27 protein-coding genes and 1 pseudogene are annotated in these 25,679 nt (G+C 65.6%); 16 read left to right on the top strand and 12 right to left on the bottom strand.

Annotated features, from left to right (window positions below; all coding sequences use genetic code 11):
* Positions 1-26: 26 nt before the first annotated feature.
* The 5 genes from DT074_RS10150 to DT074_RS10130 all read left to right on the top strand — a co-directional run bounded on the left by DT074_RS10150 (position 27) and on the right by DT074_RS10130 (position 2,763).
* On the top strand, positions 27-674 hold the full coding sequence (locus DT074_RS10150) for a carboxymuconolactone decarboxylase family protein (RefSeq protein WP_119419727.1): 648 nt from the start codon (positions 27-29) through the stop codon (positions 672-674).
* A gap of 371 nt (positions 675-1,045) precedes the next feature.
* Complete coding sequence (locus DT074_RS10145; protein ID WP_119419726.1) at positions 1,046-1,480, top strand: heavy metal-responsive transcriptional regulator; 435 nt, start codon at positions 1,046-1,048, stop codon at positions 1,478-1,480.
* Positions 1,477-1,905, top strand: a complete 429-nt coding sequence (locus DT074_RS10140; protein ID WP_119419725.1) for a hypothetical protein — start codon at positions 1,477-1,479, stop codon at positions 1,903-1,905. The genes DT074_RS10145 and DT074_RS10140 overlap by 4 nt, the downstream gene beginning before the upstream one ends.
* A gap of 255 nt (positions 1,906-2,160) precedes the next feature.
* A complete protein-coding gene (locus tag DT074_RS28485; RefSeq protein WP_119419724.1) occupies positions 2,161-2,397 on the top strand; it encodes a GDCCVxC domain-containing (seleno)protein in 237 nt (78 codons plus the stop codon).
* A gap of 162 nt (positions 2,398-2,559) precedes the next feature.
* Positions 2,560-2,763: a hypothetical protein gene (locus tag DT074_RS10130; RefSeq protein WP_162914788.1), complete on the top strand. Its 204-nt coding sequence runs from the start codon at positions 2,560-2,562 to the stop codon at positions 2,761-2,763.
* Between the two features lie 105 nt (positions 2,764-2,868).
* Here DT074_RS10130 and DT074_RS10125 read toward each other — a convergent pair whose 3' ends face one another.
* From DT074_RS10125 to DT074_RS10110, 4 genes and pseudogenes are all read right to left on the bottom strand, one after another.
* Positions 2,869-3,180, bottom strand: coding sequence for a DUF1330 domain-containing protein (locus DT074_RS10125; RefSeq protein ID WP_119419722.1), 312 nt, complete (start codon positions 3,178-3,180; stop codon positions 2,869-2,871).
* A 140-nt stretch (positions 3,181-3,320) separates the two neighbouring features.
* The gene (locus DT074_RS10120) at positions 3,321-3,734 is read right to left on the bottom strand and encodes a four-helix bundle copper-binding protein (RefSeq protein ID WP_119419721.1); all 414 of its coding nucleotides are present in this window, start codon (positions 3,732-3,734) and stop codon (positions 3,321-3,323) included.
* Positions 3,735-3,958: 224 nt separating this feature from the next.
* Positions 3,959-4,054: pseudogene (locus tag DT074_RS28690) on the bottom strand (nickel/cobalt efflux protein RcnA); the annotation flags it as partial.
* 7 nt (positions 4,055-4,061) lie between these two features.
* Positions 4,062-4,340, bottom strand: a complete 279-nt coding sequence (locus DT074_RS10110; RefSeq protein WP_119419720.1) for a metal-sensing transcriptional repressor — start codon at positions 4,338-4,340, stop codon at positions 4,062-4,064.
* Between the two features lie 221 nt (positions 4,341-4,561).
* Between DT074_RS10110 and DT074_RS10105 the strand changes: the two genes are divergently transcribed.
* The 11 genes from DT074_RS10105 (at position 4,562) to DT074_RS10050 (ending at position 16,986) form a co-directional block, all read left to right on the top strand.
* A complete protein-coding gene (locus DT074_RS10105) occupies positions 4,562-5,215 on the top strand; it encodes a HupE/UreJ family protein (RefSeq protein ID WP_368744580.1) in 654 nt (217 codons plus the stop codon).
* A 13-nt stretch (positions 5,216-5,228) separates the two neighbouring features.
* The gene (locus DT074_RS10100; RefSeq protein WP_119419718.1) at positions 5,229-5,777 is read left to right on the top strand and encodes a hypothetical protein; all 549 of its coding nucleotides are present in this window, start codon (positions 5,229-5,231) and stop codon (positions 5,775-5,777) included.
* Positions 5,778-5,827: 50 nt separating this feature from the next.
* Positions 5,828-6,493, top strand: a complete 666-nt coding sequence (locus tag DT074_RS10095) for a transmembrane anchor protein (RefSeq protein ID WP_119419717.1) — start codon at positions 5,828-5,830, stop codon at positions 6,491-6,493.
* A gap of 778 nt (positions 6,494-7,271) precedes the next feature.
* Positions 7,272-7,742: a peptidoglycan-binding domain-containing protein gene (locus DT074_RS10085; protein ID WP_368744579.1), complete on the top strand. Its 471-nt coding sequence runs from the start codon at positions 7,272-7,274 to the stop codon at positions 7,740-7,742.
* Positions 7,743-7,818: 76 nt separating this feature from the next.
* Positions 7,819-8,301 carry an RcnB family protein gene (locus DT074_RS10080; RefSeq protein ID WP_119419715.1) on the top strand — a complete coding sequence of 161 codons (483 nt, stop codon included), beginning with the start codon at positions 7,819-7,821 and terminating at the stop codon, positions 8,299-8,301.
* 762 nt (positions 8,302-9,063) lie between these two features.
* Positions 9,064-11,019 carry a ParB/RepB/Spo0J family partition protein gene (locus DT074_RS10075; protein WP_119419714.1) on the top strand — a complete coding sequence of 652 codons (1,956 nt, stop codon included), beginning with the start codon at positions 9,064-9,066 and terminating at the stop codon, positions 11,017-11,019.
* A 695-nt stretch (positions 11,020-11,714) separates the two neighbouring features.
* Complete coding sequence (locus DT074_RS10070; protein WP_119419713.1) at positions 11,715-12,026, top strand: DUF736 domain-containing protein; 312 nt, start codon at positions 11,715-11,717, stop codon at positions 12,024-12,026.
* A 404-nt stretch (positions 12,027-12,430) separates the two neighbouring features.
* Positions 12,431-13,618: a DUF932 domain-containing protein gene (locus DT074_RS10065; protein ID WP_119419712.1), complete on the top strand. Its 1,188-nt coding sequence runs from the start codon at positions 12,431-12,433 to the stop codon at positions 13,616-13,618.
* A gap of 445 nt (positions 13,619-14,063) precedes the next feature.
* Entirely contained in the window at positions 14,064-14,396 is a 333-nt protein-coding gene (locus tag DT074_RS10060) for a hypothetical protein (RefSeq protein ID WP_162914787.1), read from the top strand.
* Between the two features lie 668 nt (positions 14,397-15,064).
* Positions 15,065-15,385, top strand: coding sequence for a hypothetical protein (locus DT074_RS10055; RefSeq protein ID WP_119419710.1), 321 nt, complete (start codon positions 15,065-15,067; stop codon positions 15,383-15,385).
* A 2-nt stretch (positions 15,386-15,387) separates the two neighbouring features.
* A complete protein-coding gene (locus tag DT074_RS10050; protein WP_119419709.1) occupies positions 15,388-16,986 on the top strand; it encodes a relaxase/mobilization nuclease domain-containing protein in 1,599 nt (532 codons plus the stop codon).
* 123 nt (positions 16,987-17,109) lie between these two features.
* Here DT074_RS10050 and DT074_RS28005 read toward each other — a convergent pair whose 3' ends face one another.
* From DT074_RS28005 to nosZ, 8 genes are all read right to left on the bottom strand, one after another.
* Entirely contained in the window at positions 17,110-17,442 is a 333-nt protein-coding gene (locus tag DT074_RS28005; protein ID WP_162914786.1) for a DUF4286 family protein, read from the bottom strand.
* Between the two features lie 368 nt (positions 17,443-17,810).
* Positions 17,811-18,992 carry an NnrS family protein gene (locus tag DT074_RS10045; RefSeq protein ID WP_368744577.1) on the bottom strand — a complete coding sequence of 394 codons (1,182 nt, stop codon included), beginning with the start codon at positions 18,990-18,992 and terminating at the stop codon, positions 17,811-17,813.
* Positions 18,993-19,023: 31 nt separating this feature from the next.
* Positions 19,024-20,025: an FAD:protein FMN transferase gene (locus DT074_RS10040; RefSeq protein WP_119419707.1), complete on the bottom strand. Its 1,002-nt coding sequence runs from the start codon at positions 20,023-20,025 to the stop codon at positions 19,024-19,026.
* A 9-nt stretch (positions 20,026-20,034) separates the two neighbouring features.
* The gene (locus tag DT074_RS10035) at positions 20,035-20,592 is read right to left on the bottom strand and encodes a nitrous oxide reductase accessory protein NosL (RefSeq protein WP_119419706.1); all 558 of its coding nucleotides are present in this window, start codon (positions 20,590-20,592) and stop codon (positions 20,035-20,037) included.
* Positions 20,592-21,422 (bottom strand): ABC transporter permease, encoded by an 831-nt coding sequence (locus DT074_RS10030; RefSeq protein ID WP_119419705.1) that lies wholly within the window; start codon positions 21,420-21,422, stop codon positions 20,592-20,594. Before DT074_RS10030 ends, DT074_RS10035 begins: the two co-directional genes overlap by 1 nt.
* Positions 21,419-22,333: an ABC transporter ATP-binding protein gene (locus DT074_RS10025; RefSeq protein WP_119419704.1), complete on the bottom strand. Its 915-nt coding sequence runs from the start codon at positions 22,331-22,333 to the stop codon at positions 21,419-21,421. The genes DT074_RS10030 and DT074_RS10025 overlap by 4 nt, the downstream gene beginning before the upstream one ends.
* Positions 22,330-23,712: a nitrous oxide reductase family maturation protein NosD gene (locus tag DT074_RS10020; RefSeq protein ID WP_119419703.1), complete on the bottom strand. Its 1,383-nt coding sequence runs from the start codon at positions 23,710-23,712 to the stop codon at positions 22,330-22,332. The genes DT074_RS10025 and DT074_RS10020 overlap by 4 nt, the downstream gene beginning before the upstream one ends.
* A gap of 19 nt (positions 23,713-23,731) precedes the next feature.
* A complete protein-coding gene (gene nosZ, locus DT074_RS10015; protein ID WP_119419702.1) occupies positions 23,732-25,669 on the bottom strand; it encodes a TAT-dependent nitrous-oxide reductase in 1,938 nt (645 codons plus the stop codon).
* Positions 25,670-25,679: the final 10 nt, after the last annotated feature.

The following is a 25,679-nucleotide window of genomic DNA, read 5'->3' as shown; positions in this document are numbered from 1 at the left end:
TGGCTCACGGTTTCGGAGGATGCACCATGCGGATAGGCGCACAGCCGATCGCCTCATATCCCTGGTATCTGCGTCCCTTCTTCTGGAACCAGCGCCGCAAATACGGCCAGGTGCTCGACGCGGCGCTGCTCTGGGCCCGGTCTCCGAGGCTGTTTCTCGGCGTCGCTGTGCTCTACGGCATGATCGACCGTCGGCAATCGCCGATCGAGCCGGCTCTGAGGTCGCTCATAACCGTGCGCGTATCGCAGATCAACGGGTGCGCGTTCTGCGTTGATTTGAACGCCGCCACGCTGGCCAAACGCGGGGTTGACGAAGGCAAGATCGAACGGCTGGCCGAATGGCGCCGGAGCGAGCTGTTCACGGCGCGCGAACGCGCCACGCTAGACTATGCGGAAGCGGTAACCCGTTCCGACCAGCGCGTCGAGGACCGGCACGTCGCGGCGCTCCGCCGGCATTTGGACGATGACGCGATTGTCGAACTGACCGGCCTCATTGCATTCCAGAACATGTCCAGCAAGTTCAACAGCGCGCTGGATGTACCGCCACAGGGTTTCTGCCGGATTCCTATTCCCATCGACGAATTGCCCGCGGCCGGACGTGAGGCCGACAAGGACGCAACAAGAATGGCATCAGAAAACAGGGCCAGCGAGTTCCCGACATCGGCTCGATCTTGATGCAATTCCGGCGTCAGTGATAACCGCTCGCGTCAGGCGCCCGGACGCTGCTGCCCCGAGTGCCTACTTCTTCGTGCAGCCGCGCTTCTCCCGCGCAGTGTTCAGATCCTGAACGGGGCCCCGACCGGTCAGCGCCCTTTGCGGCGCCTGTCCCTGCCGATTGCGCCGTCCGCTGACACCGATGATTCAGGCCGCCGAGGACTGGCGTGACGGCAGGGACAGCTGGCAAGACGGCTGTCTAGCCTGCTGTAACTGGGTTTCTGCAGCGGCTTGGCTGGTACGGAGTTCCAAGGGCGGCCATCGGCCACCTTGAGCGGTCAACTTTTCTTGTGTTGACCCGGTGGTGAACTACCGGGTCTAGCCTGCGTAACATGCCGATCGACACCGGTGACCTGACCATTACGAGGCTCGCGCGTACAAGCGGGGTCAAGCGGGAAACCGTCCGCTTCTACGAGCAGCGCGGCCTGTTGCCGCCCCCGCCACGGAGCGCCGCCGGCTATCGCCTCTACTCGCGTGACGACGCCCGCCGCATCCGGTTCATAAAAAGGGCGCAGGCGCTCGGCTTCACCCTGGAGGAAGTCGCAGCGCTGCTTGCCTTGCGGGCAACGCCAGGCAATGCGTGCGCCGCTGTCAAGGCGCAAGCCGAGGCGAAAATCGTCGATATCGAGGCGCGCATTGCCGCCTTGCGGGCGATGAAGCGAACGCTCGCCACGATCGCGGCGGATTGCGTGACCGGTGTCGCGACGATGGGCGAATGCCCCATCCTCGTGGCACTCGACGTGGGAGCGAAAGGAAATTCGACATGATGGAGGAGATCGTAGTTGGCCGCCCGGTCGGCATTCTTGGAACTGTTTCAGCAGCAGCGCTCGGTCTTCTGCCCAAGCTGACCTGCCCGGTCTGTTGGCCGGCCTACTCCGCCGCACTCGGTGCGCTCGGCATCGGATTCGTCGACTACACGCCTTATCTGCTGCCACTAACGGCAGCGTTCGTCGCCGTCTCGATCTTGGCGCTTGCCTGGACGGCGCGGGTCCGGGGCAGTGTACAGCCGCTCGCTGTCGGAGCGCTCGCTGGCGCCGCGTTGATGATCGGCAGATTTTCGTTGGAGAGCGATCCGGCAACCTATGCGGCGGTTGCGCTCTTCATGCTTGCCCCGTTCCTGCCGTTCCGCCGCCGAAGCGAGGCCGTCTGCGCAAGTTGTGTCCCGGCGAGCCGAGAGGAGATCAGGACATGAAAACGAAGCGGAAGGTCGAGATGTTCGCCGCCGGCCGCTCACTGTGCGAAGACACTGTTGCACGGTACGGCGACTGTCCTGTCTGTCCTGCGACATGACGGCGCATGACGTGTGCCAACCTGGCGCGTCTGCGCCCGTCAGGAAGCACGGCGTGGCCCGACTGCCTGCCGCATTGATCGACGGCGCTCATGCCGCCTGTTGCACGAGCGGCGCGCCCGTCGAAAGCAACAGGCGCGCAGCGGGACTCGACCAGTCATGAGCGGCGCCGCGGAAGTTACTCTCGCCGCGACGATCACGTGCCCGCAATGTGGGCAGTCCGCCGCCTCGACCATGCCGACCGATGCCTGCCAGTTCTTTTGGGATTGCCCGGGATGCGGCGCGCTGCTGCGGCCCAAGCAAGGCGATTGCTGTGTCTATTGCTCCTATGCCAACATTCCATGCCCGCCTGTCCAGGCCGCGGGCGGCGAGGGGCGATCAGCCTGTTGCGGATAAGTCAAATATAACCGTCCTCAGCTGTTCGAGCTCCACCTCTTAACTTGCCACTGGTTAGGGCAGCAGCCGACGCGGCACTGAAATGGGGTCGATGCGTTAGGGAGGGCCGCCTCCTGCCACGCTGGCGCGCCAGATCTTAAGCAGCGCAGCGAGTTCGGGGTGGTGACCGATCTGAGCGAGGGGAATTTGCCGGTGGCGATTCTTCGGGGGCGACATGGCGTCACCGGCCGTGCCCCCGGCGTGGTGAACCGCTGGTCAGGCAAGAAGCGCAAGGCAGTACCGCTCAAGCCGAAGCTGGTCGCCGAAGTCAGCGCCGACCACATCACGTCTAAGTTCTTCCGGCACGGCGCCCGGCTGGTGCGCTAGCGCGACGACAAGCGGCCGGAGGCGTGCACGATGGATCAGATTTAAAGACGAGGGAACTCGACTTCGCGGGGGGATGACGCCCAGGGAGCGCCAACCTCGAGATTGTCACTGATTGGTAGGCTGCGGGCCCTCGTAGCCCTCTACGATGGAGAGATCCATTACAGACTTGCCCTCCCGCAGCGCCAACGCCTTCGCGTACTCTGGGGACCGGTAGCATTCCAACGCTGCTGTATAGGTCGGAAACTCGATAACGACCGTCCGCGACCGAGGCTTTCCCTCCGGGGCTTCATACTTGCCGCCCCGAGTTAGGAAGCGTCCGCCATATTTTCGGAATGCCTTCGCGTTCTCTGCGATATAGGCCTTATACCCTTCCGGGTCGCTTATGTCCGCGAACGCGACCCAGTAACCTCTGGCCATCTTCGACCTCCCACGTCATCTGTGAGCCTAGAGCGGGTGCGACCCGGTGGCCATCGCCTTCGGAGCGCTCCGCGCTATCGCTTTCGCTAAGCCGCGTTTTCGGATCCTTTGGAGGTCCCGATATGTCGCCGCTCGCACCTTCAATGCCGGGTCGCTTGGATGCTGCTCCGAGCCCCTTGGCAGGCTGCCTCGCAGCGCCGGCAAGCATCGGCGCAGATGCGGCAATGCTTATGCTGCGAGGCGTGCTTCTCGCATTCCTCGGCGCAGAGACGGCAGGCCTCGGCACAAGAATCCAGCATTCGGGCGATCAGCTGCTCGTTAGACCCAGTGCGACGTGTAGCTAGCGCGCCGGTGGCGAGGCACACGTCGGCGCAATCGAGGTTCATCCGCACGCATTGGGTAAGCCGCTGCACCTCCTTTTCACCGAGGCAAGCGTCGGCACAGGACGTGCAGATCTGGGCGCAGTCGTAGCATTCCTCGATACAGCGGATCAGCGCATCATTGGTGCTGCCGCGGACATGCGGATGGCTGGCGATCATTTCCTGGGCGTGCATGTGCGTCTCCTCGTCGGTGGGATTCGATCAAGGAAGCGCGTGCAAGCGGCAAGGTTCCATTGCCGAGAAAGCTAATCCGCCACGCGCCGGCAGCCGTGGCACGATCATGAGCGGCCCGAGGCCTGCAGGCTGGGTCGAGTGGTAAATGCGCGGCTTGCCGGGGAGACCCTCGCCCTAGTCGCTATGCCTCCGGGTCTAGGTGCGGGCCGATGGCGGCGAGGCCGCTCGAGCCCGTGCAGCGCGCCGAGCAGCACCGCGCTCGGCAGGAACAGCCAACCCTGGGCAGGGCCCTGCTGGATCAGGCTGGCGAAGGACGACATCGGGCCGTCACAGGTACTTGGTGATTTCCTTGAACTCGTCGAGGGACCGGCGCTGCTCGCGCGGCGCCTGGCCGGCTGCCTGCTCGAGGCAATGGTCCAGGTGGTCCTGGATCAGCGTCTTCTTCGCCTGGCCAATCGCCTTCTCGACAGCGCGCAGCTGCTGCGCCAGATCGAGGCAAGGCCGCCCGGCGGCGATCATCTCGATGATGCTGCGCAGGTGCCCCTCCGCCCGCTTCAGGCGCTTGGCGATATCCGGGTGAGTCTCGTGCAGGTGCGGCTCTGACATTCTCACTCTTTTCCTATCCTCCTGGAGGGGATATAGTCAATCGCAATGACCCACCAGTTCCCGCCCGCGATCGCCCGCAAGCCATGCCTGGGCGGTAGACAACTCCCTCGTCCTGTCTGAATTGCGCCACGGGACCGGATCTTCCGATGCGAACCTTCGCCCCTCGCAGCTGTGCCTTTTGGCTTCGCGCCGCCTCGGCGCCGCTCGTTCTGACACTGGCAATGATCCCCGCCTGGGCGGGCGCCGCTTTCGCGCATGCCGTCGCCGAGGGTGACAAAGGCTACATCCAGGAGATCACCGGCGTTCATCTCCTGCCCTTCGTCTATCTCGGCGCCAAGCACATGGTCACCGGCTACGACCACCTGCTGTTCCTGGCCGGCGTGATCTTCTTCCTGTACCGGCTGCAGCACGTCGCGGTCTATGTCAGCCTGTTCGCCGTCGGCCACTCCACCACGATGCTGCTCGGCGTTTTCTTCGGCTGGAACGTCAACGCGTATCTGGTCGATGCCGTCATCGGTTTCTCGGTGGTCTACAAGGCGCTCGACAATCTCGGCGCGTTCCAGCGGTGGCTCGGCGTGCAGCCCGATACCAAACTCGCCACCGTCGCGTTCGGGCTCGTCCACGGCCTCGGGCTTGCCACCAAAATTCTCGACTACGAGATCTCGCCCGACGGCCTCCTGCCGAACCTGCTCGCTTTCAATGTCGGCGTCGAGATCGGCCAGCTGGTGGCGCTCGCCGCCATCCTGATCGCCATGGGCTATTGGCGGCGGACGCCAAGCTTCCTGCGCCACGCTTACGCCGCAAACGTCGCCATGATGACGGCAGGCTTCGTGCTGATCGGCTATCAGCTCACCGGTTATGTCGTCTCCGCTTGATCGAGTGAGGGCCATGTCCGACCCGCGATCGACCTCGGAAATCGAGCTGCCGAGCGGCGCTCGGCTGCTGCGTTCTACCTTGTTCGCCATGGTAGCGGCCGCACTCATCCTCGTAGTGATCGTGCTGCCGAGCGAATACGGCATTCGGCCGACGGAGGTGCCTCAGCTGTACGGCATCGGGCAGCCCAAGAGCGCGGAGACCGTAGCCACGATGTCGGTCGATCTCGGCGCCGGCCGCCGCCGGGACGAGTTCACCATCCGGCTCGCGCCCGATCAGAGCGCCGAGGTGAAACTCGCGATGCGCGCCGGCGCCAAGGTCGCCTTCACCTGGTCCGCCGAAGGCGGCGGCGTGAACTTCAACGCCCATGGTGACCCCGAGCCTCCGGCGCAGGGGGGATCGCATCGCTATGGCAGCGGCCAGCAGGCCGAGCGCGATGCCGGAACCATTGAAGCCGCATTCGACGGGCTGCACGGCTGGTACTGGAAGAACCGGACCGACCGCAGCGTCACCGTAACCCTCCAAACCGAAGGCGAGTATCGCGAGCTCAAGCGGATGCTGTGAGGGCTGCGGCACCAGCCGGCGCCAACCCCAATCCCTCCGGAGACCAGTCCATGTTCAACGTCAAGGTCGACCTGTCCGATCTGCCCACGCCGGCACAGCTGTTCCGCTCCAGCGTCATCGCGGTCGGCGTCGCCGTGCTCCTCGGGATCGGCGTCGTTCTACCGGCGGAATACGGCGTCGACCCGACCGGTGTCGGCCGTCTCGTTGGCCTCACCGAAATGGGGGAGATCAAAGTCCAGCTGGCCAAGGAGGCGGCGGCCGATCGTGCACTCGACCGGGAACAGGGGCGGGCACCGACTCCCGCGGGCTCGGACAAGCGCTCCGGCCTGCTGGGCAGTGTTCTCGCAGAACTGTTGATCCGTCCCGCCATGGCGAAGACAGCCCCTGCGGCACGCGCTCAGGAGATGTCGGTGACGCTGAAGCCGAATGAAGGCGCCGAGATCAAGCTGGATATGAAGAAGGGAGCCAAGGCGAGTTACGCCTGGAGCGTTTCCGGTGGCGGCAACGTGAACTACGACATGCATGGCGAGCCGCACAACGCGCCCAACTCCACGCACAGCTACAAGAAGGGGCGCTTCACGGAGGCCGACAAGGGCGTGCTTGAGGCCAAATTCGATGGAAATCACGGCTGGTTCTGGCGCAATCGTTCCGGCAAGGAGGTGACGGTGACGGTCCGCGCCGAAGGCGATTTCGTCGCTATGAAGCGAGTGCTGTAGTTTGTCCTCAGCCGGAGATATTCGCTCGGTCTCGTTCGTGTCGAGGGCAGCTCGGGTAGCGCTTTTCACCGCGGGACTCTGCTTATCAGCGAGCGTCAACGCTCATCCCCACCACGAGGACGACGAAGACGACATGAAGGATCACCTAGCACAGATGCTTCGTGAGATCGGCAGCCCCTGCGGTACCGTCGTGGAGATCGAGGAGAGCGCCTCGACGTACTTCATTACCTGCGAGGTCCAGCAGGACGGTGTTGCAAACCGCGTTGTGTATACGGTGCCGAAGCGGGAATAGCTGCCGCTGGGCCACGTGACTTGACGCCGAGCCGTCGTGGTTCCCGCATTTCGCGGGAATGCGGAGACGGGCCCGGTAAGTCAAGAATAGACGGCTGTCCTAGGGATGGGCGGTATCGCTGGGTCGCGCTCGGCGCCAGGTCACATCGATACCCGCCGCGTCACCACTCGCTGTGAGGCTTGGCATAAGGCATGCGGTGCCGCAGTTCTTGTATTCCGGCCCATCCATATGTTGGGGGCGCGACGACAAGTGCGATCATCTGCCAGAACTGCTGTGCCGTACAAAGGAGCCGACCGCTCAGGTGCCGTACAGGATCTGTCGCCGTCCTAAAAATCGAAATTAGATAAAAACGTAAGAAAACTTAACGGCTGCTCAACGCCGCACCGCCAGACTTGGCGCGATGGGGTGCGGCTCGCTGCGCGAGCATGACGTCGGATGCAGGCGCTCCGGAGGCGAGCGCTTTGCGTGGCACGAGGAGGTCAGGGCATGCGTGCGGAGTTGTTCCGTCAGCTTCTGTTTGCGGTCCCGATCCTAGGCGTTGTCGCCTGCGGCGACCGCGCCGACGACCGCGCCATATCGGGTGCCGGAATTGGTGCGGCTGCCGGCTTGGCTCTGGGTGCAGTGACGGGTCTCTCCCTGCTGGAGGGTGCGGCACTGGGTGCTGCCGTGGGCGGCGTCACGGGCGCCGTGACTGATTCCAGTGATGTCAACCTCGGCAAGCCGGCCTGGAGGAGGGACAGCGCGTCGACTCAGCCATCGCAAACTGCACGTGGCAACGATCTCGTCTACCGGACCCAGACTGCGCTGGCTGCACGCGGCTACGACGTCGGAACAGCCGATGGGATTCTTGGCCCGCGAACTCGCAACGCCATCGAGCTGTACCAGAGACAAAATTCCCTTGTGGTGGACGGGAAGCCGGGCGAAGCGCTTCTTCGTCACATTGAGGGGCGCAGCTGACGTCGGAGCGCCACAACGAACCGGCACGGATATGCGCGTTGATCTGCGCCATCGCGACCCCACCCCCGGAGGCGACATGCGAGTACGACTTTCCGCCCGACGGGCCTGCGCCGGCGCCCTGGCGCTGGCCGGCCTGATGCCGGCCGCCAATCCGGCCTTCGCCGACAAGCCCGATTGGGCGGGCGGCGGCAGGGGCAAAGGCGGCGCTGGCAACAAAGGTGGCGGGCCCAAGGGCGGTGACATCAACATCGACGTCGATATCCGCTTCGGTGGCGGTGATCGCCTTGCCGTGCGTGACTATTTCAACGCCCGCGGCTGCCCGCCCGGCCTCGCCAAGAAAAGCAACGGTTGCCTGCCGCCCGGCCAGGCAAAGAAGTGGGCAGTCGGTCACCCGCTGCCGCGCGACGTCATCTCCTACGATCTGCCGCACGAGCTGGTGATCAAGCTGCGCCCGCCGCCCGCCGGCTATCGCTATGTCCGGGTCGCCGCGGACCTCTTGATGATCGCCGTCGGCACCGGTCTCGTGATCGACGCGATCGAGGACTTGGGCCGGTTGTGAACGCCGATCGATCCTTGGTTCCGGACGAGTCCGGACATGATCTCGCGTCCCGGTGAGATCTGCGAGCCGGGGGATGATGTCGGGCTGCGGTGGACGTTAGGCGCGCCGCCAAAACGCGAACGGCCTGACAGGCCGAATCCCTGCAACCACCACGATTCCCTGCTTGGCCGCAGAATTGGGAATCGACTCCCTGAAACCGTAAAAACAATCCCTGTTCTCTTCGCAGGGAATTGCGCCGGCAAGGCCCGGGATTTCAGCCATTTGAGGGCCGCTATACCGCGCCCGAACGGCCAGATTTCGGAGAATTCCCTGTTATTTTCCCTGCAAGCAGGGAAATGGCGCGGGAGCGTGGTTCGCTCAAGACTGCGTCCACCAGCATTCTGAGCTACGAAATCGCGGTACCATTGACGGCCGCCGAGTTCGCCCAACCAGTAGGTAAACTGATCCAAGCTTGCACTCGCGCAATTGCAACCGCGGTTTTGTGCCCGGCGTTCTGAAGCGTCCGCTGCGTGCCGCGCCTAAGGGCTCCGCCCTCGCGCGGGCAAGGGTAAAGTCCCGGCTGCGCCGGGACCGGCCGCGGCGGCTTCCCCGACCTTCCGCGCGACGCCTGAGGCCGACTGTCAGATGGACCCCAGTTCGCTTGTGCAGGCCGGGCGATCCCCCTCCGCCCCGGCCGCCCTTGCCCTTGCTACCCCGGTCTCGCCGACGGGCAGGGGTGCAGCGCAGCGCTGCGCTGCACCCCAGCCATAAGGAGACTTGGAAATGACGAGTGCCACCATCATCCGCGACGTGCCGCTATCGAAGCTGGTGCCATCGGAACGGAACGTCCGCCGGACCCACCGCGAGATCGCCATTGAAGGTTTGGCAGCGAGCATTGCCGCGCATGGCCTGCTGCAGAGCCTGAGCGTCCGCCCGGTCCTGGACAAGCAAGGCGCCGAAACCGGCAAGTACGCCGTCTGCGGCGGCGGGCGCCGCCTCGCAGCCTTGAAGCTGCTCGCCAAGCGCAAGGAGATCGCCAAGAACTACCCCGTTCCCTGCATCGTCAGCGATGGCGACGAGGAGGAAGTCAGCCTCGCGGAGAACGTCATGCGGGTGAACCTGCATCCGGCCGACCAGTTCGAGGCCTTCAAGCGGCTGGCCGAGGAGCAGGGCCTCGGCGCGGAAGAGATCGCCGCCCGGTTTGGCCTCACGGCGCATGTGGTGCGCCAGCGGCTTCGCCTCGGGGCCGTCAGCCCGAAGCTGATGCAGATCTATCGCGACGGTGGTCTGACGATGGATCAGCTGATGGCCTTCGCCATCACCGAGGACCATGCGCGCCAGGAGCAGGTCTATGACAGCCTGCCGTGGAACCGGGAGCCTTCCATCATCCGCCGCACCCTCATGGAAGGTTACGTCCGTGGCAGCGACCGCCGCGCCGTGTTCGTCGGCACTGATGCCTATCAGGCGGCGGGCGGCGAGATCATCCGCGATCTGTTCGCCGAGGATGGCAGCGGTTACTTCGCGGATGCCGGCCTGCTCGACCGTCTGGCAGGGGAGAGGCTTGCCGAGGTGGCCGCCGAGTTGCAGGCGGCAGAGGGCTGGAAATGGGTGAAGTCATCGATCGACTACCCGCACGCCCACGGCCTCGCCCGTCACTACCCGCAACCGCGCGAGCCTTCACCGGAGGAGGGAGAGCGGCTCGCCGCACTTCAGGCGGAGCTTGCCGCCCTGAACGAGCAGTATGACGGGGTGGAGGAGCTGTCGGACGAAGCGGATGCGAAGTTCGGCGAGTTGGAAGTCGAAATCGAACGGTTGTCCGAACGGCAACATGTCTATGCGCCGGACGTGATCGCGCGCGGCGGTGCGTTCGTGGTGCTGGGCCATGACGGGACGCTCCGCATCGAACGCGGCTTCGTCCACCCGGAAGATGAGCCGCAGCGGGAAGCCCGAAGCGGCGATGGCGATGATCGGGACGACGCCGACGATCAGGGTCACGGCCCGGGCGACGGCATTCCGGCTTCCGAGGCAGAGGACGAAACCGACGACGGCAAGCCACTCCCGGATTCCCTGATCCGCGATCTGACCGCGCACCGCACGCTCGGTCTTCGCCTCGCTTTGGGCGAGCAGCCGGAGGTGGCGCTGATCGCCGTCACCCATGCGCTGGCGGCGCAGACCTTCTATCCGAGCACCGATTCGGGCACCTGCCTTGAGCTCCGGCCGACCTCGACACCGCTTGGCGGTCACGCGGAGGGGATCGAGGACAGTGTGACGGCAAGCGTTCTGGCGGAGCGCCACCAGGGCTGGGCGGCACGACTGCCGCAGGATGTGGCGGGGCTCTGGGACTTTGTGGCCGCGCTCGGCCAGGGTGATCGCCTGAGCCTGCTCGCGCATTGCGCAGGCCTGACTGTGTTCGCTGTCCGCCAGCCCTGGGAGCGCCGGCCCCGCGCGCTCGCGACAGCGGACAGGCTGGCGCAAGCCCTCGACTTCGACATGACGGCGCATTGGGTTCCCACCGTGCGGAGCTATCTCGGCCGGGTGACCAAGGCGCGGATCATCGAGGCGGTGCGCGAGAGTGTGTCGGAGGCGGCGGCGGAGAGGATTGCCGACATGAAGAAGCTGCCGATGGCGGAGGCGGCCGAGCAACTGCTGGCCGGAACCGGTTGGGTCCCCGTTCTGCTGCGGACACCGGCGGCGGCGAGCGACGAGGCCGAGCAGCCGATGTCCGTCGCTGCCGAGTAGAGCAGGCTGGCCGGGACCGTTCAGGCGGTTCCGGCCACCTCCCTGGTACAAGAATTTTTCGGCCGCGCACCTTCGGGTGCGCGGCCGGTTGCCATGAACGCGGTCTGGCATCTCCGCCAACGACTCCACGAAGCATGACAGTCGTTCGGATACCATTCGGCAATGCGGACGACAGTTCGGCGGTGCCCCACGGCCTCACTCGGGCCGGAGCGGGCCGGCGGCAAGGCATCGTAGCCTTCATTCCGATAACGGCGTCCGACCGTACGGGACTTCGACTGCCTGCGGCCGAACCGTGACCTCTCCGCAAACGGGGCGCAGACTTCGCTCGCCGTGAGCGGGGTTCATTGCCTTGCCGTCGCTTGCGGTCCCTCTTGCCCGCGCACTGCCTCCTGGCCTCGCTTCGGTGTGGTCGCTGCGCGACCTCTGCTGCCGGAGCGGGGCACGCCCCCCGCTGCCTCTCATGGCTTGACCCGACCGGACGACGGCTTCGCCTCGATCGCCTTCCGCAATGGCGGCATCCGGCTTTTTTCCGCCGCGCTTTAGAGCGCTTTGCATCGCCAAACCAAAAAAGCCGGCAGCCGCCATCCTCCGCTTCGCTTCGGGCCTTCGCCTGCGGGCCGATCGCTGCCCGGTCCCAGTGTCGCCATCGAGGCCGCGGTGGTCGCGGCCCGAGCAACCGGACAGGAGTTCACCACATGGCAACCATCGGCACCTTCAGCAAGACCGAGAACGGCTTCACCGGCGCGGTCAAGACGCTGACGCTCAACGTCAAGGCGAAGCTCATCCCCGCCGAGGGTGAGAGCGAGCGCGGCCCCGACTTCCGCATCTTCGCCGGCGCCACCGAGTTCGGCGCGGGCTGGAAGAAGACCGCGCGCGAGACGGGACGCGAATACATCTCGGTCAAGCTCGACGATCCGAGCTTCCCCGCGCCGATCTACGCGACCCTGATCGAGGCCGAGGACGGGCAGGGCTACGTCCTGATCTGGTCGCGCCGCAGCAGCGACTGACCTCGCGACCTCAACGACGCCCCGCCTCCTGGCGGGGCGTCTTTGGCGTTCGCTGCCGGTATTCCGAGTGTCGGAAGAACGAGCGCTTTCGGTACGGAGTGATCGGGATGCGCACGCCGCCGGCCTGCAGCCTGCGCACCCCGATCCCAGTCATGTGGCCGGCAATCGCCGAGGCGTCCGCCGGCGGAGTTCCTAAGGGCGCCGCCCTCGCGCGGGCCAAGGGATCGCTTCGCTCGTCCGGGGCGGTCTCCCCGGCCTTCCTCCCTCCGCTTCGCTCCGGTCGTGCAGGTCGGGAGATCCCCCTCCGCCCCGGCCGCCCTTGCCCTTGCTACCCCGGTCTCGCCGACGGGCAGGGGTGCAGCGCAGCGCTGCGCTGACACCCCAGACCCAGAGGAGATAGACCGATGAACGTTGTGATCCAGAACCCGGCCTCTATGAGCGGCTTCCGCGTCGACATCTCGCGCGGTGAGCGCATCGGCCGCGTGTCGTCGGAGTGGTTCTCGCGCCCCGATGACGAGCGCTACCTGAGCCTGACCGCACTGCATGACGCGACCCGTCGGCGGGCCGAGAATGCCACCGCCCGAACGGTGGAGAGCCGCGCCGTCAGGGTGGAGGCAAGCCGCGAGGATGCCGAGAAACTCTGCCTTGTGGTGCCCGGCCGCGACCAGCCGGTCGCGCCGACCCATTGGAGCTTCGGCCAGCTTTGCAGTCTGGTCAGTACGCCGGCCGCCTATATGCGCCAGCTGCCGGCACCTTTGGCCGGCATCAACCTGCAGCACGGGCTGCTCACCCATCGCGCCGAGCTGGTCAAGACCCTGGAGGCCGAGGATGGCCGGGTCGAGCTTCGCGCCGTCACCGGTCCGGACTATGGCCGCATCTGGGACCATGAACTGGTCGCCGCGGTGCAGCGGATCGCCGGCAACGGCACCGGCGACACGCGGTGGAAGGTGCCGGGCGTGCTCGACTGGTCGACCATGACCCACAATCCCTTCGTGGATGTCACGAAGGACTCCACGACCCTCTATGCCAGCGACCGCGACGTCTTCCTGTTCCTGGTCGACGATACCCATCCGATCGAGGCGGGACGCTTGGCCGACGGATCGCCCGACCTCTACTTCCGCGGCTTCTATGCCTGGAACTCGGAAGTGGGATCGAAGGCGCTTGGCGTTGCGAGCTTCTATCTTCGCGCCGTCTGTATGAACCGGAACCTCTGGGGCGTGGAAGGCTTCGAGGAGATCACCATCCGCCACTCCAAGTTCGCTGCCCAGCGCTTCGCCCACGAGGCCGCGCCGGCACTGGCGAACTTCGCTAATTCGAGCCCGGGACCGTTCGTTGCCGGGATCAAGGCGGCACGGGAGCGGGTCGTTGCCCGGGACGATGAGGATCGGCAGGACTTCCTGCGCAAGCGCGGGTTTACCAAGCCCGAGACGGCGCGGATCATCGAGACCGTGCTGCAGGAGGAGGGAAGGCCGCCGGAAAGCCTGTTCGACTTCGTGCAGGGCATCACCGCGCTCGCCCGGACCAAGCCGCATCAGGATGCCCGATTGGAACTCGAGGGCAGGGCAAAGACCCTTCTGGACCGGGCCGCCTGACGACCCGGTGCCGTGCAGCCTTATGGGCTGCACGGCACCCCGCCCTTGAAGGCGCGCCGAGCCGGCGCGACTGATCTCCGTTCACCATTCTCCGGCCGGACCGCATCGGCGCCGGTTCCCGGCGCGGCGCCGCGCCCCGCCATTCGACATCCTCTCGACATCGCGTCGGGCTCGCGGAGCTCGCCCGACATCCTTTGGTGGGCGCTGTCGCGCCGGAGGTGAAGGGGCTCCGCCCCTCACGCGTACAAGAGCCTTCCGCCCAGCTTCACTCGCTCCGCTCGCTGCAGCCGGGTCCCCGCGAAGGCTCTTTCCCGCGCTACCCCCGGTCCTCGCCGGCCAGGCAGGGTTGCAGGACGGGCCTGCAACCCTGCTTCAAGGAACATCGCAGGCGTTGGCAGTTCGATAGGCGAACGGAACTACAAACCGCGGCAGTCAGGAGTAGCAGATGACACAGAGGCAAGACCGATTGCAGGACCACCCGGAAGCACTGCAGGCACTGTTCGAGCTTGGCCGCTCATGGGCTGAGAGCGAGCTTACCCGGGCCATCGGCGAAGAAACGCCGTTCGAAAGCGCCGAGGCCTTCGGCGCGCTCTGGTCCGCACTGCTGGACGGCGACAGCGACGTCATCGAGCTGCTGCGCGAGCTGGACCGGCCGGAGCGGGACTTCGACGAGGCCATCCGATTCGTGGCCCAAGCGGGCTACGACCTTCTGCCCGATGAGCTGGTGGCCTATCTGACTCTGCCCGGCGACGAAGAAGAGACAATCTGCTGCGGATAGCGAGCCAGACGCCCCGATGGTCGAACCGTGCGGCCGGGTCGCGGCCGCACGGCACTCGGTCCAAGAATTGAGGCCGCCCGGTAGAGCCGAACGGCGAAGGCCGAAGGGCGGCCTGCGCTCGCCGGGCTGACGCCCGGCTCGCTCATTCTTTGTTGACCATCTCCAGATGAGGTCGGGTTTATCGCCGTGGTCCGATGGACCCGGCGCCCGACCGCCAACGATCAACTTCTGAAAGCGTGGCATGGGCGCGCGCTGGTGCAGCGCCATCAGCGCCCTGCCTCGTTGCCGCCGCGCTGCGGCGGCCCCGAACCAGACTCACACACCTCTATCCCAGCGAATAGCGTGGCCCGGGCCAGAATCGCGCTGGCCCGGCCGGGTCGCCAGGCTGGCCCAGCCGTCCGGCGACATGGCCCAGCCGATTCCGGGCGTGGCCCAGCACGCCCAATCGCAAAACGGTGCCTTGGCCCGGCTCCGCCGACCGAAGGCGCACGTAACCTGTTGATAAGAGGAAGTGCGCAAAAGGGAAGGTGGAGAGCAGGATACGCGTTTTGGATATCCAAAACGCCTGAGGCCTGCCCCGATTGGGCCAAGCAACTTACCGGCGCAGTCTGCGCCGGTGCTGTTTTGAGTAAGCGATTGTGGTCAAAAGTGTTGGGTATCGGCTGCGCATGGATCCGGTGAAGAAGCGGATCTGGGAAGCGGCGGCGGCGCGTGAGGGCCGCACCTTGAGCGCGTGGCTGACGCGGGCCGGCGACACCGCCCAGGCGGCTAGGCCCTATCTCACGCCGGAAGACATCGCCGTCTTCGACGGATTGCGCGAGCAGCTCCGCCGCGCCGGCGTGAACCTCAACGTGCTGCTGCGATGCGAGCATGCCTTCGAGCAGGGCAGGGGACGCCGGCCTCCCGATCGCGAGCAGTTCGAGGAGGTTCAGAAGGACCTCAAGGAAGCCCTCGCGCGGACCCTGGCCGTGCTGCAGACCAAGGCCTGACGATGGCTGGCCTGAGTCGGGACGACCTGGCCTCTGAGAAGCGGGGCCGCATTGTCGGCGATGATGAATATCGCGCCGCGATCAAGCGCCGAGCCCGCGAGATACTCTCGCTCGGCCCCTCGGCCGGCGCCCGCCTGCGCGGCGGCGGTCCGACGGGGACCGCCGCCACCAGCACGGAGAGCGTGCTCAAAGTGATCGCCTGGACCAAGGGCAAGTATGCGGCGCCGCGCCAGGCCTTCTATGTCGGCCGTGCCCGCGACAAGGATGACCCGCGGCGCCAGGTTGCCTTGGAGAACGAGCGCGGTGAACTGGTGCAAGGTAAGGCCGCGATCCAAGCGGGGATTGCATCATGGGATCTGCTGCCCGATGCGCAGAACCGGTCGGCCGAATGGCGCAAGGCAGCTCCGACGGAGCGGGCGGAGATGACCCAGGCCGATGCACTCGCGAGGCGCCAAGCCGTCCATCTGATGTTCTCCGTCCCCCGCGGGGCTCCCTCGCAGGCGGAAGCACTGCGCGATGCCGTCCGGGAAGCGATGCGGGAGAGCTTCGGCGAGACTGGTTACCGCTATCTCTTCGCTATCCATACCGACGAGCCCCGGCGGCCGCATGCGCACATCATCGTCAAGGCGACCAGTGAGCCGATTGCCGGCGGCCGCAGCCGGCAACTGAGGCTCGGGCCCCGTGAGCTCGGGGTAATCCGGGCGCGGTTCACCGAGCATGCCCGTGAGCGAGGCTTCGATGTCACCTGCACGCGGCGGGTGGATCGGGCCGAGACGCGCGGCCGGATTCTCGCCGGCAAGGAGCCGTTAAGGCTGAACACGCGGCCGGGGAAGCTGCATCGGCAGAGCCGGCAGGGATCCATCTTCGAAGCCAAGGCGCCGACCTGGTACCTGCAGCATGGGCTCGGCTATGAGCAGCGGCGGCTACAGGAGCATGAAGGTGAGCCAAAGGCGGCGACAGGGGCGGCGGGTCCACCAGGGTTGTTCCAGCGGCTCGCAACCGCCGTCAGGGGTATCTTGCGACGCCCGAAGACGCCAAACCCAGCCAAACCAGTCGAGCAACCCTCGTCCCCAGGTCTCCAGCGGCTCGACCGCCATTTCGCCGAGACGCATCGAAGCCCCGAGGCGGCACGGGAGTCGTTCCTGCAGATGTATAGAGAGTCGCCGCGGCTCGCCGTGTGGGCGGCGAACAACCATCCTCAGGCTTTCGGGAATCCGACCGGCGTCAGCCCGACGGGACGGGTTACCGGCCGTGGCCTGAGGGAGGTGCTGGACCAGCAGCAGCCCGCAGCCACGCCGGATCCTCGCCAGGCGGCGATCATTGCCTACGACACAATGAGGGTACGGCGCGAGGCGGACCATGCGCTTCAGCAGGAGGGCGCGCGACGGGACATTGCCGCGGTTCCGCACGCTCTGATGCGGGTGGCGGATCGGCTGGAAGGACAGGAGCGTCCCCACGAGCACGTAGCGGAGCTCCGTAAGCTCGCCGCCGCGACGCAGGATCCCGAGCAGATGGCGAAAGCCGGGCAGTATCGGGCGCTGGATGCACGCATTCGGCAGAACAGGCGCGGGAGAGACCGTGACGGCGCCTTCGAGCGTTAGGTGGCGCGGCTCGATTCTGTGCTAACGGAGCCTGGACCGTCGGTCGATGAGCCCTGGGGCTCAGGTCAGCTCGAGGGCGCGCGCGCGGCAGCTGAAAGCAAGGCACTTACCAACGGGGTTCATTCAACCCCCACCTGACCCATCTTGAGCCAAAGCCACGATCACTCGGGTCTGCGATCGCACGTTCGGGGTGAAGCGACCCCAGCCTCGCATCGCAGTGAACTCCGGTGTCGAAACAGCCGCAGGCGATGCCAACTGATAGATCGTCGTACAGAGCGTCTTGCCGAGCGCGCAGCGCGCTCCGCGGTCGGATTCGCTGATGGGTCCCTTCGAGACAAATCGCCGGCGGCTCAACACGCCGGGACAGAGAAGCGCATCCGGCAGATGCACGTCGTCGTACCAGCGGTTCCAGTCAGCCTCGACCTCCGGGTCGACTTCCGCTGTGACGATCAGCAAGCAGTTCCCATCCATCGGCACCACCTCCCCGCCTGTATGCAATATAACGAGGTCCGGCAGCCGCCGGGGTGACGCTCCCCCACATCAATCCGCCCCGAACGCGCCTTCATGAGCGAGCCTGGCTCCAAGTGCTCCGAGCGGAAGCCATCTCGTGGATATACTGCGGCAATGGAACGCAACATCCGGCGCGATACTCGAATTGGCGGGGCAGGAGCAAAGCCTGGCGGTCACAAGCTGATTGCAGCCCGCGAAGTGTCGCCATGCCAGATCATCGCCGGCCCGACAGCCGATCCGGTTCGGGAGAGACCGCCGCCGTGAACATCGCATATGTCGGCGAACAGCTGCCTGCGCTCAAGAGCTGCTGAAACTCAAACGGCTCGGCGCTGCTGCGGATTCCTTGATGGCTTGATGACCATTGGGCCATAGGTCATGGCGAAACCAAGGAACGCGGCAACCCAAGCCGCTGCGGCAACCTGCAGCCAAGCCACCGGCGCTCCGAGACCCGCACCGATTCGCGCCAATGCCGCCAAACAAATGAGAGCATAGATCGTGGTTGTGGCCCGGTTCGTCATCAGCTGACCACCGGTATGGCCGAGGGTCGCACGGGTCATTACTGCCAGAGTCATGACGCCGACGGCTCCAGCCGTCCATGCATGAATGCCCGCCGTGACAGGCACGTGCTCTGAAAGGAGCGCGAGCGCTACCAGGACGAACCCGAGCGGCACGAAGGCGTATCCCACATGCAGGATCAGGACCATCGGTTCCCGCGTCGTCCGGTCACCGGCCCATCGAGCGAGACGAATGGCCTGTAGCACTCCTGCCCCACCGAGGAGGACGCCGGAAAGCGCGGCAAGGGGCCAGAAGACCCACGCTGCGAGCGCGGCGATCGCTGCCGCCATGGCGACAGCGTCGAACCCGTCGAGCGGCGCTGGCAGCCGACCGGGGTTCTCGCGATGCAACCAGTTGCGCGTGAAGCTCGGGACGATTCGGCCGCCGACAAGCATGATCATCGCGATAGCGGCTGCGATACCGATACGCTGACCGTAACCTGTGGCGGTATCCAGGGCAGCCTCGACGTGGAACACGAGATTTCCCAGCGTCAGGGTGCTCAGCCCCAGCAGGACGCGCAGGTTGCGCCAATTTCGACCAGCCATGATCTCGCGCAGACAGACGCCAGTGAAGACGAGCAGGAAGGCGGAGTCCACGACAGCCGCCGCAACGAGCCCAAGAATTCCAGAAGCGGCCGTGGCCAGGCGTCCTGCGAGCCAAAGCAATGCGAGTGCAATGAGTGGCCATCCGGCCAGAGGAAAGCGCCCCGTCCAGTTCGGGATCGATGTCAGCAGGAAGCCCGCGACGATGGCTGGCACGTAGCCGTAGAGCAACTCGTGTACGTGCCAGTCGAGCGGTGCCAGCCCGGTCGGCAGGATGAACACGCCAAAGTACAGTGGCAGCCAGAGGGCGACCGCGAGAGCGGCCCAGACGGCCCCGAATAGGAAAAACGGACGGAATCCGTAGCTGAACAGGGCGGGGCCCTGGTATCCGCCAGGCATGCGGGGAATCGGAGGCAAGGCGTGCGCAGGCCTATGCGGTGATGGTCAGCATGTGGCCTTCACCGGTCACAAGCCGGACCTCCAGTTCCGGTCGCTCCCTGACCACCGCTTCGATCTCCGCCCGACTGATCAGACTGCAACCGGTGGAAAAAGCATCGGCGTCCGTGGCGGTTGACGCGACAACCGTGACGCTTCGGTAGCGAGTGGCGCACGCGCCGGAGCGCGGGTCGAGCAGGTGGTTGAAGCGGCCCTCCATGTCGAACCGAAAGCCGCTGGCCGAGGAAGTGGCAACAGCGCGGTTGACGATGGGCAACCGGCCGATTGTCTGTCCCGGTGCGACCGGGTCAGCGATGGCGACCTGCCAGGGCGCGCCGTCGGGCCTTGCGCCGATGGCGCGTCCTTCCCCTATATCGACGAAGCTCTGTGTGATCCCCCCAACACGCAGCAGCTCGACGACGCGGTCGGTGATGTAGCCTTGGGCAATCCCGTTCAGCGTCAGTGCCATGCCGCGGCGGGCAAAGACGATGCGGTCGCGATTCGCCAGAACATGCTGGAAGCCGATGCGCCCAAGCATGCGATCGATTTGCTGCTGGCCCGGCACGCCACCCGCTCCCCTGGAGAAGTGTTCCGCGTAGAGCCGCCAAAGCGGTTGCACGGTGGGATCGAAAGCGCCACCCGTGATCTGGTGCCACGCGCCGCATGCCTGGAGAAGCGCCACAAGCTCGGGCGGCGGTGCCTCCAGAACACCGCGCTCGTTCAGTCGCACCAAGGCGGAATCACGCCGGTACAAGCTGAATATGGCTTCCAGCCGCGCGACCTCGGCGACGGCTCGGCCGATGAACCGCTGCGCTTCGGCACGATCGTGATGATGGATCAGGAGGCTCGCCACTGCGCCCATCGCGGTGCCACGCCACTCGACGAGCGTGGCGCCGCGTTCGGCCGCGGCACCGAGCGGCAACAGCGGCAGACCGGCCGCCGCGGCCAGGATGCCGATGGCGCGTCGACGGCTGGGATGCGAAGTAGCCGAGTCCATTCCGATCTCCTAACCCTGCTGTTGGCCGGATTGGTGCGGCGGACCGCCCTCGGACGGCGCATCGGCTTCCCCGCCGCCGAGGACATAATCGATCGGGACTTCCTGAAAGCGGGCCACCCTTCCACCATGCTCGCGGGCAAACCGCGCCGCCGCTTCCGGATCGGAGAACGGCACTGTCTCCTCGGCGCCCATGCCGCCTTTCATGCTGCTGCCGATCACGTAGTAGGCGTTGCGCGCCTCGACCCAGTTCGTCGCGCCGGGCTCGTCCCAGCTCGTAGCTTTGGCCATGTCGGAGACATAGATGGCACGGACGTCTTTGGCCTCCTCCGGCAGCATGGTGAAGGCGAAGGCGTCGCGCGCGGACGAGAACCAGATCGGCGCCTCCCGGCTCTTCAGGATGATCTGGCCTTTCGGCCCTGAGTGCTCAGCTACGAGCATGCCGCAATAGTGGCCAACCGCAGTCGCCGGGAGCGCCTGCGGCGGCGGGATCTCTGCTTTCTTCTCTTCACCGCAGGCCGACAGCAAGGTGGCGAGCGACACGATAACGGCGGCCAAGAGGATACGCATCAGAGTTCCCTCCGAGAGAAAGCAACCGCGGCAAGGCCGAGCGGGACAGCGACCCAAGTGCCGAGGGCGAGCAAAAGTACATTCCGGCCGAGCGACAGGTTGTCGGCGAGCCCCGCCATGCCAGCAAACATGCTGACATTGTCCGAGGCGGTGAGGTTCAGCAGCCGGTAGATGTCGGCCGGGTTCAGCAGCAGCAGCGCCTCGACGACGGGTGCGGTGATGACGCGACCCTGATCGACCGCGAGCAGGCCAAGCAGCGCCATATCGAAGATCAGCACGAGCAGCAGCCAGATCCCGATGGCAATGCCCGCCGCCGTGCCACGATCGCGAACCAGCGCGCTGATCAGATAGCCGACAGACACAAAAGCGGCACCGAGCAGGACGGAAGATCCGATCATCGAGGCGAAGGCAACCCAGCTTTCGGCGTCGATACTGACGCCGGTCGCCGCCAGGGCCGCCGCCGCCGCGCCATAGCCGATCACGGTCGCGAAGGCGAGGATCGCCAGGTGGCCGACGAACTTGCCGATGAGCACCTGCCAGCGGCCGACGGGATAGCTCAGGAGCAGCAGCATGGTGCCGCGCTCCATCTCGCCCACAATCGCGTCATGCGCGATCAGCAGCCCAATCAGGGGCAGCAGGAATATCGTCAGGCTCGACAGGCTGACGATCACAACGTCCAAAGCGCGGACGCCGACGCTCCCCGTCGGTGCGCTGCCGAGGAAGGTGAGCGTCAGCGCCAAGGCGGCAAGCAGGAGCGTCGTTGCCAGGACCCAGCGATTCCGCACGCCTTCCTGGATTTCCTTTCCCGCAATGACGAGCGCATTGGTCACGGCGCGGCCTCCTGGCTGCGCAGGAAGTGCACGTAGAGCTCGTCGAGCGTCGGCGGGACAACATCTATGTCGTCGACCGTGTCGGCGCTTGCCGCGGCCCATCGCAGCAGTTCCATTTTTTTCCCCGGCGAAGCGTCCAATTCGACGACGTGGCCGTTGAAGCGGCGGTAGTTCATCGACCGGAGCCAATCCGGCAGGGCCGTCGGTTTCGCGGCCAGGTGCAGACGTATCCGCGTCGGCAGCTGCGTCAGATGCCGAAGCTCGTCTAGGGTCCCGTTCGCCACCATCAGGCCGCGGTTCATGATGATGACGCGCTCAGCACGCTCCTCGAGCTCGGTCAGGGCGTGCGAGCAGAGCACCACCGTCGCACCCTGGTCGCGCAGCTCGCGCACGATCTCGTAAAAGGTCAGCCGGAGGGCGGGGTCGAGGCCGGTGGTCGGCTCGTCGAGCAGCAGGATGCGCGGTGCGCCGAGGAGTGCTTGTGCGAGTCCGAGGCGCTGGCGCATGCCTTTGGAGTAGGTGCCGATACGGCGGCCGGAGGCGCCGCTGAGGCCTACGCGGTCGAGCAGCGACGCGATACCGCTGACGGGCTGCCGCTTTAGGCGGGCATAGAAGGCGAGCACTTCTCGACCGGTGAGGCTGGCGTTGAAGGCCACATTCTCCGGCAGGTAGCCGAGCCGCTTCCGCGCGGCGAACTCGCCTGCCGACGGGTTCTCATCCAGCACGCGAACGTCACCGGATGTCGGCCTGATCAGGCCGAGCATCAGCTTGAGCAGCGTGGTCTTGCCCGCGCCGTTGTGCCCGACCAGCGCGACGATCTCGCCCGCGGGAAGGGTGAAGGTGACGCCGCGCACCGCCTCCACCGGGCCGTAGCGCTTCACGACGCCCTCGAGCGTGACCGTGGCGGTCATTCGGGCCCCGCCTTCGCTCGATCAGGTCGCGGCGGAGGTGAGATCAGGGGGCGGCTGTCGACGACACCGCCGGGCAGCAGCGCCGGGAACTGCGCCTGTGCCCACCGGATGACCTGCACAGCGGGGCTGTTGACAAGGATCTTCGCCTGAGGCGCCGTCCACAGGACGCGATCGATCAGGTCGTTCGGCCGATAGGCCGTGTCGGCGATGCCGTCGCCGTTGAGGTCGAAGGCCGGGTTGTCGCTCCAATAGTTTCCGCGCCCAGATGCGGACCAGTCGAGGTGCCGGGTACCGACATACTTCACTTGGTTGCGGTTGCTCAGGAAGGCGTTGCCCGTGATCTCGTTCCGCTCCGAACCGGCAGTGAAGTGGATGCCGATCTCGCAATTCTCGAACCAGTTGGCGCGGAACCGGTTCCGATTGGCGTTGTAGATGAAGACGCATTTCTCCGGGCCAGTCCGCATGCCGGAGGTGGGCGCGGTCGGAGCGGTCGCGCTCGCCGGCAGTCCATGGCCAGGGTCGCCCTGCCCGCGCATTCCGGAGGCAAGCCAGCGCTCGGCGGGCTGCAGGCGCCCCAGCACGGCGTTGCCGGTGATCTCCGAAGCGTTGGCATAGTTGAACAGGAACCCGTGGTCCCGGTCCCCGTCCGACACGTTACCGCGTACGGTCAGCCGGTTGGAGAACATGATCGCGAAGCCGACGGTGTTGCCGACGGAGAGGTTGTCGCTGACTTCACTGTCGTTTGTGTACATGTAGTGCACCGCGAAACGGAGGTCGCGGAAACGGTTGCCGCGGAACACGTTGTTCCGGCTGGTGATGGTGTAGATGCCGTCGCGGCCGAAGCGGATGTCGTTATCGATTACCTTCGCGCCGGGCGCGTTCCAGACCGAGACGCCGTTTCCGGCCTCGTTTACCCGGCCCTCGCGCCGGCCGACGATGACGTTGGCGCGGACCACCGCATCCTGCGCGCCATGCAGATAGACGCCGGTGAGGTTGGCTTCCAGCCGATTGTCCTCGACCACTGCGCCGGTGGCAGTCTTCTCGACGAAGACGCCCGAATCCATCGCCACCAGATCGTTGCCCGATCCTCGGATGATCAATCCTCGAACGACCGAGCCTTGTGCCGACACCGTGATGACGTTGCCGTGACCGTCACCCTCGACGAGCGCGCCGGGGTCACCTTCAAGAGCAAGCGTACGATTGATTCGGAGCGGTCCTTGATGCTTGCCCGCCTGTAGCACCAGCACGTCGCCGTTGCTGGCGGCATCGATGCGCTGCTGAAGCCCCGCATTGCCGGGCGGAACGAGAATGCGTTCCGCCCAGGCGTGCGAAGTCCAGGTGGCGGCGAGGACCACCGCCGACCGGATCGCGGCCAGCATGGCGCCCGTCCTCATCGCCTCACGCGTTGCGTGGCTCGACGAGCATGCGGCCCTGCATCTCCATGTGCATGGCATGGCAGAACCACGTGCAATAGTACCAATAGACACCAGGCTTGCTGGCTTTGAACGTCACCGAGGCGGTAGCTTGTGGTGCGACCTCGAAGCTGATGCCGTAGTTCACGATGCAGAAGCCGTGCGACAGATCCTCAACGTCATCGATGTTGGTGACGTAGACGGTCACTTCGTCGCCCTGCTTGACGGTAAACTGTTCCAGCCCGAAGGCGGGGGCGACCGACGTCATGTAGACACGCACCTTGTCGCCATCGCGGACTACTTTCGAGTCGGCGGTCAGGTCAACGCCGTCCGCCTTGGCCTGCTTCACCGCATCGGCAAAGAACGGATCATCACGGTTCCAGACATGGACCGGGTTGATCTTCGAGCGATGGACGATGGTCGCATCGTGCGGCTCGGCGAAGCTCGGGCTGTCGTGCATCAGCACCATGCGGTCGCCGGAGATGTCGATCAGCTGGTCGTTCTCTGGCTTCAGCGGCCCCACGTTCAGAAACCGGTCCTTCGAGAACTTGTTGAGCGACAGAAGCCATTTGCCGTCCGCCTCCTTGGTCTGTCCCATGGAGGTGTGGTTGTGGCCCGGCTGGTAGTGCACATCCAGCTTCTGGATGATGGGATTTACCTTCTCGCCCTTGAAGGCGCGGATCGCCCGGTCGATGTTCCACTTCACCACCTGGCTGTCGAGGAACAGCGTGGTGAACGCGTTCCCCTTGCCGTCATAGGCGGTGTGAAGCGGGCCAAGGCCCAACTCGGGCTCGGCCACGACGCAGTCGCGCGGCTGGATCTTGTCATCGAACAGGGCGTCGAACTTGCGGACATCGAACACCGTCACGGTCGGCGACAGCTTGCCATTGGCGACGACGTGGATGCCGTCGGGCGCCGTGTTGATTCCGTGCGGGCTGTTGGGAACCGGGATGTAGCGCGTGTACGGCGATCCCTTGCGGCCATCGAGCAGCGGCACGCCGCCTACCGTTTCTGCCTTCCCAGCCTTCACCGCTTCTTCGATCCGCTTGATATTGAAGACGACGACCCAGTCCTGCTCGTTCGCCGTCATCTCGGCAAGGTTGACGCCTTCTTCGGAGTTGTAGCAAGTAGCGAAGCAGTACTTGCCTTGGTAGTCGGCATCGACGTTGTCCAGGTTGCCGCTGACGCGCACCTGCCAGGCAACCTTCATCGTCTCGCCGTCGACAGCGCTGAAGACCGATGCATATTGCTTTGGGTCATCGAGGATCTTGCCGTCATTCGGGATCGGCACGCGGTCCTCGCCATTGCAGAAGACGTACCCGGTCTTCGGGTATTTCTGCACGCGCAGTCCGTGCACCGTCGACTGGTTCGGCAGCTGGATGATCTTGTCGCACTTCATCACATCGAGCCGAATGCGGCAGACGCGGGTGTTCGATTTGTCGTTCGCGTACAGATACCGGCCATCATAGGTGCCGTCGGTGAACGACGGGTGGGGGTGGTGCAGGTCGCCGTTCAGGTAGACCCCGCCCCGATCTTTGAGAAACTCCCGGTACTCCGGCGTCAAACCTTCGGTCAGGACCTTGAGGCTCTCATTGGTCTGGCCCCAGCCCGTCGCGCTGCAGCGGTTGAAGACCGGTATGCGCATCAGCTCGCGCATGGAGGGCAGTCCCAGGATCCGTACTTCGCCGGTCTGGCCGCTGGAGAAGAACACGTAATACTCGTCGAGCTCTCCGGGGTGCACCTCCGCCTTGTTGGCGCGCGCGGGCTGTCGTTGCTGGGTGCGCGTCTGCGCCTCCGCAGAAGTGATACCGGCCGTCCTGCCGAGGCCGAATCCGCCCGCTGCTGCTCCGACGCCGACAGCGGCTGTCGTTCCGAGCAAGCCGCGCCGGCTGAGGGCTCCCTTGCTTTCCGTCTCGTCGCTCATGTCATTCTCC

Source organism: Desertibaculum subflavum (assembly GCA_003576705.1).
Lineage (GTDB): Bacteria > Pseudomonadota > Alphaproteobacteria > Ferrovibrionales > Ferrovibrionaceae > Desertibaculum > Desertibaculum subflavum.
This window is presented reverse-complemented; position numbering and strand designations above follow the sequence as displayed.